The following is a 3,863-nucleotide window of genomic DNA, read 5'->3' as shown; positions in this document are numbered from 1 at the left end:
TTTTTTATACCGGTACACGGCGTTCACCCTATTAAGGGTCACCCCGCCAAACCCCCCCCCCCCGGGCCCCCCCCGCCCCCCCCCGCGGGGGGGGGGGGGCGGCGGGGGGGCGCCCCCCCCCCGCGCCCTGACCACATCCGGAAAGGCCCACACCCATGACCGCCATCGACGCCGGGTCGCCGGACGCGGCCCAGGACCCCTCGCCGGTCCGGGGCTGGCTCGCGATCCTCGCCGTCACGCTGGGCATCTTCGCCCTGATGACGTCCGAACTGCTGCCCGTCGGACTGCTCACCCCCATCGGCGCCGCCCTCGACCTGTCCGAGGGCACCACCGCGCTCATGGTCACCGTGCCCGGACTGGTCGCCGCCGCCGCGGCGCCGCTGGTCACCGTGGCCACCGCCCGCATCGACCGCCGCCTGGTGCTGGCCCTGCTGATCGGCATCGTGGGCGCGGCCAACCTCGCCTCCGCCCTCGCCACCGGCTTCGCCGTCGTCCTGCTGGCCCGCTTCCTGATCGGCATCAGCGTCGGCGGCTTCTGGTCCCTGGCCGGGGGCATCGCCCTGCGCCTGGTGCCCGAACGCCACGTCGCCCGCGCCACCGCGGTCGTCTTCGGCGGCGTCGAGACCGCGTCCGTGCTCGGCGTGCCCGCCGGCACCCTGACCGGTGACCTCGCCGGCTGGCGCACCGCGTTCGCCGCCGTCGGCGTGCTCGGCCTGATCTCGCTGGCCTGCATGGTCATCGTGATGCCGAAGGTGGCGCCGCAGCGCACCCTGACGTTCGCCGACCTGCCGCGCGTCCTGCGCATCCACCGCGCCCTTCGCACCGGCATCGCCATGACCTTCCTGGCCGTCACCGGGCACTTCACCGCCTACACCTTCCTGCGGCCCATCCTTCTGGACGGCGGCGTCCCCGACGGCATGATCAGCGTGCTGCTCCTCGTCTTCGGCGTCGCCGGCATCTGCGGCAACTTCCTGGCCGGTGCCCTGGTCACCACGCGCCTGCGGCAGACCGTGTGCGGCATCGGCCTGCTGCTCACCGCCGCCATGGTCGCCGTCGCGATCGGCAGCCACGACGTCTGGTCCGCGGCCGCGATCCTGGTCGTCTGGGGGCTGGCGTACGGGGCCGTCCCGGTCACCTTCCAGACCTGGATACTCGACGCCGCCCCCACCGCCACCGAGGCCGCGTCCTCCCTGTACGTCTCGACGTTCAACCTGTCGATCGCCCTCGGCGCCTTCGCCGGCGGCCTGGCGGTCGACGCAGCCGGGCCGGTGAGCGTGTCGTGGATCGGCGGCGTCCTGACCGTCCTGGTGCCGCCGCTCATCATGATCGCCCGTCGCCGTTCAGCCCGGCCTGATCCGTGCCGTCCGCCTTCAACGTGACAACGAGGACTCCGCTGCGAGCAACAGCCGCGGCACGCAACGTCCGGGCGATCAGTGCCATCGGCGCCCAACGCCGCTTCCCGGGATCAGTCGGGCGCGACAGCGCCTACGTCGTGGCGGCCCGGACACCGAGGACGACGAGCACCACCGCCGTCACCTTGCCGACTGCACGCCTGAAGCGGGCCCTGTGCAGAAGGTGTGCCCCTTGGCGAACAAGGGCCGTCCAGGTCAGCAGCCACACCGCCATCAGTAGGGCATGGGCGGTGGCCAGGGTGAGGATCTGCCCGTTGAGGGGACGGTCGGGCACGATGAACTGCGGGACCAGGGTCAGGTAGATGGAGGCGGCCTTGGGGTTGAGTACGTTCGCGAGCAGCGCCTGGGTGTAGACGGAGCCGGTACGCATCGGCTGCTCCGTCAGCTTGGGAGGCGGGGGCAGGGTGGTGGAGCGCCAGGTCCACAGGCCGAGGCCGACGAGGTAGGCCGCCCCGAGGAGCTTGACGACGGTGAAGGCCCGGCTGGAGTGCATGACCAGGGCCGACAGTCCGGCGATGGCCAGGGTGGCGTGGGCGTACAGGCCGCTGACCGTGCCGAGGATGATCGGGAGGGCCTGCCGGTGACCGCCGGCCGTGACGTGCTGGATGAGCAGGGTCAGGCTGGCGCCCGGAGTGGCGATGATGGGCAGGATCGCCAGGAGGAACGCAGCGACCGCGTACGTGTGGGTCATGCCTGGAGCACGACGCGGAAGTGGGTGGTGAGGCGGTGGTCGTCGTCCAGGATGTGGAAGGCGAGGCCGGGCGGTTGGTCGCGGTCGGCGGGCTGGTCGCCCTCCCACGGCAGGCGCAGGGTCCAGGTGACGGCCGGCGCGACGATCAGGGGACGACCGGCGAAGGTGGAAGCGGCCGCGGTGTGAGCGTGGCCGGTGAGCACGGCGACGACCTGCGGATATGCGTCGAGCAGCGTGGCCAGGTCGCCGGGCGCCTCCAGCCGCCCGGAGTCGGGCAACGGGTGGTGGAGCACGACGGGCGGTTGATGGAAGGCGATCAGCGCGGGCGTGCCCGGGGCGAGCCCGTCGAGGGTGGCGTGCATCCAGGCGAGGGTTTCGGCGTCGAGCCGGCCCTCGTCGCGTCCGGGAATGGTGGAGTCGCACATCAGGACGGCGGTGCCGGCGACGTGGTGCACCCGGTTGACGGGGCCGGGCGCGGATCGCTCTCGCAGCAGCGCCTTGCGGTAGGCCGGGCGGACGTCGTGGTTGCCGGGGCAGGTGAGCACCGGGAAGGGGGCGGCCAGGATCCGGGCGGCCTGCTCGTACTCGGCCTCCTCGCCGTGATCGGCGATGTCGCCGGTGACCAGCAGGGCGTCCACCGGGCGGGGCAGCGCCTTCAGGTAGTCCATGACGTGGGTGGCACGTCGGGTCGCCCTGTCGGTGCCGTCAAGGTGCAGGTCGCTGATCTGGGCCAGGAGCAAGGTCATCGTACGATCCCCAAGCTGTCTAATGGTTAAATGAGATTTAGCGTTAGGGACCATAGAGTACGGAAGAGGCCGTGAGCAACCGGGAGGTTCGAGTGGAGCGCTGGCCGGCACTGGAACTGGCGAGCACGATCCGCCACGACGGCGACGGCGGTGTAGCCGACGACCTGGCAACGGCGCAGGGCGCCACCCGCTGGATCCGCCAGCAGGCCGAGTTGCTGGCCGGCCGCCTCGACGTCGCGGAGCTCACGGTGGGCGAGGAGCTCAGGAGCGAGATCGTCGAGCTCCGCCGGGCCGTGCGGGCGCTGTTCGCGCGAGCGGTCAGCCCGGCGCCGCCGAGCCGGGCCGACGCCCACCGGCTGATGCCGGTCGACCAGGCGCTGGCGCACCTCAACGCGGCTGCCGCCCGGGAAGCAATCGTCCCGCAGCTCGACTGGCCCACGAGCGGAGCACCCCGTACGGAGGTGTTGTCGACCGAGCGCGACGCGCGCGTCCAGTTGATCGCAGCCCTGGCGCGGGCGGCCATCGAATTCCTGAGCGGTCCGCAGCGTGAGCAGTTGCGGGCCTGCAACGCGCCGCGCTGCGTACGCTACTTCCTCAAGAGCCACGGGCGGCAGGAGTGGTGCAAGCCGTCATGCGGCAACCGCGCCCGGGCCGCACGCCACTACCAGCGCCACAACGCCACGCCCGCCCCAGAACTGCCGGGCTCCTGACCCCTCGGGATCTTCCGAGGGCTGGGCGCCCGTCGGCTCTCGGTGTTGTGTGGGCGGACGCGTTCGCGGCCCAGTCCCTGTAGGTCGCCGCCCTGGTGCTCCAGTGCCGTCAAGGCCCGGAACGCCGCCGACTCGAACCGCAGGACGCGTGCTACTCCGTCGGTTGCCGGGTGTCGGCTGCTGCGCGGGCGAAGGCGCGGATGAGCGGTGTCTCGCTCGCCGTACGCCAGGCGAAGGCCCACCGGCACGGCGGGGCGTCGCGGATCGGGACGAAGGCGAGGCTGGGCCAGGGGTAGAAGGTCGC

Annotated in this window: 4 protein-coding genes; 2 read left to right on the top strand and 2 right to left on the bottom strand. The window is 72.2% G+C overall.

What is annotated here, in order from left to right:
* Positions 1-155: 155 nt before the first annotated feature.
* Positions 156-1,379, top strand: coding sequence for an MFS transporter (locus tag ACIBQ8_RS51140; protein ID WP_397195916.1), 1,224 nt, complete (start codon positions 156-158; stop codon positions 1,377-1,379).
* Between the two features lie 106 nt (positions 1,380-1,485).
* On the opposite strand, the gene ACIBQ8_RS51135 is transcribed toward ACIBQ8_RS51140, so the two are convergent.
* Together ACIBQ8_RS51135 and ACIBQ8_RS51130 are read right to left on the bottom strand one after the other, a co-directional pair.
* Positions 1,486-2,103: a LysE family translocator gene (locus tag ACIBQ8_RS51135; RefSeq protein ID WP_397195915.1), complete on the bottom strand. Its 618-nt coding sequence runs from the start codon at positions 2,101-2,103 to the stop codon at positions 1,486-1,488.
* A complete protein-coding gene (locus ACIBQ8_RS51130; protein ID WP_397195914.1) occupies positions 2,100-2,849 on the bottom strand; it encodes a metallophosphoesterase in 750 nt (249 codons plus the stop codon). Before ACIBQ8_RS51130 ends, ACIBQ8_RS51135 begins: the two co-directional genes overlap by 4 nt.
* Before the next feature lie 71 nt (positions 2,850-2,920).
* Between ACIBQ8_RS51130 and ACIBQ8_RS51125 the strand changes: the two genes are divergently transcribed.
* Positions 2,921-3,559, top strand: coding sequence for a CGNR zinc finger domain-containing protein (locus ACIBQ8_RS51125; protein WP_397195913.1), 639 nt, complete (start codon positions 2,921-2,923; stop codon positions 3,557-3,559).
* The last annotated feature ends 304 nt before the right edge of the window (positions 3,560-3,863 follow it).

The sequence above is a fragment of the Nonomuraea sp. NPDC049646 genome (assembly GCF_044465525.1).
Taxonomy (GTDB): Bacteria; Actinomycetota; Actinomycetes; order Streptosporangiales; family Streptosporangiaceae; genus Nonomuraea.
Note: the sequence above shows the minus strand (reverse complement) of the source record. Positions and strands in the feature narration are given on the sequence as shown.

What these genes read in the sequence shown, in the direction of transcription:
- ACIBQ8_RS51140 (WP_397195916.1), top strand. Translation starts at nt 156, where the DNA reads ATGACCGCCATCGACGCCGGGTCGCCGGACGCGGCCCAGGACCCCTCG.
- ACIBQ8_RS51135 (WP_397195915.1), bottom strand. Translation starts at nt 2,103, where the DNA reads ATGACCCACACGTACGCGGTCGCTGCGTTCCTCCTGGCGATCCTGCCC.
- ACIBQ8_RS51130 (WP_397195914.1), bottom strand. Translation starts at nt 2,849, where the DNA reads ATGACCTTGCTCCTGGCCCAGATCAGCGACCTGCACCTTGACGGCACC.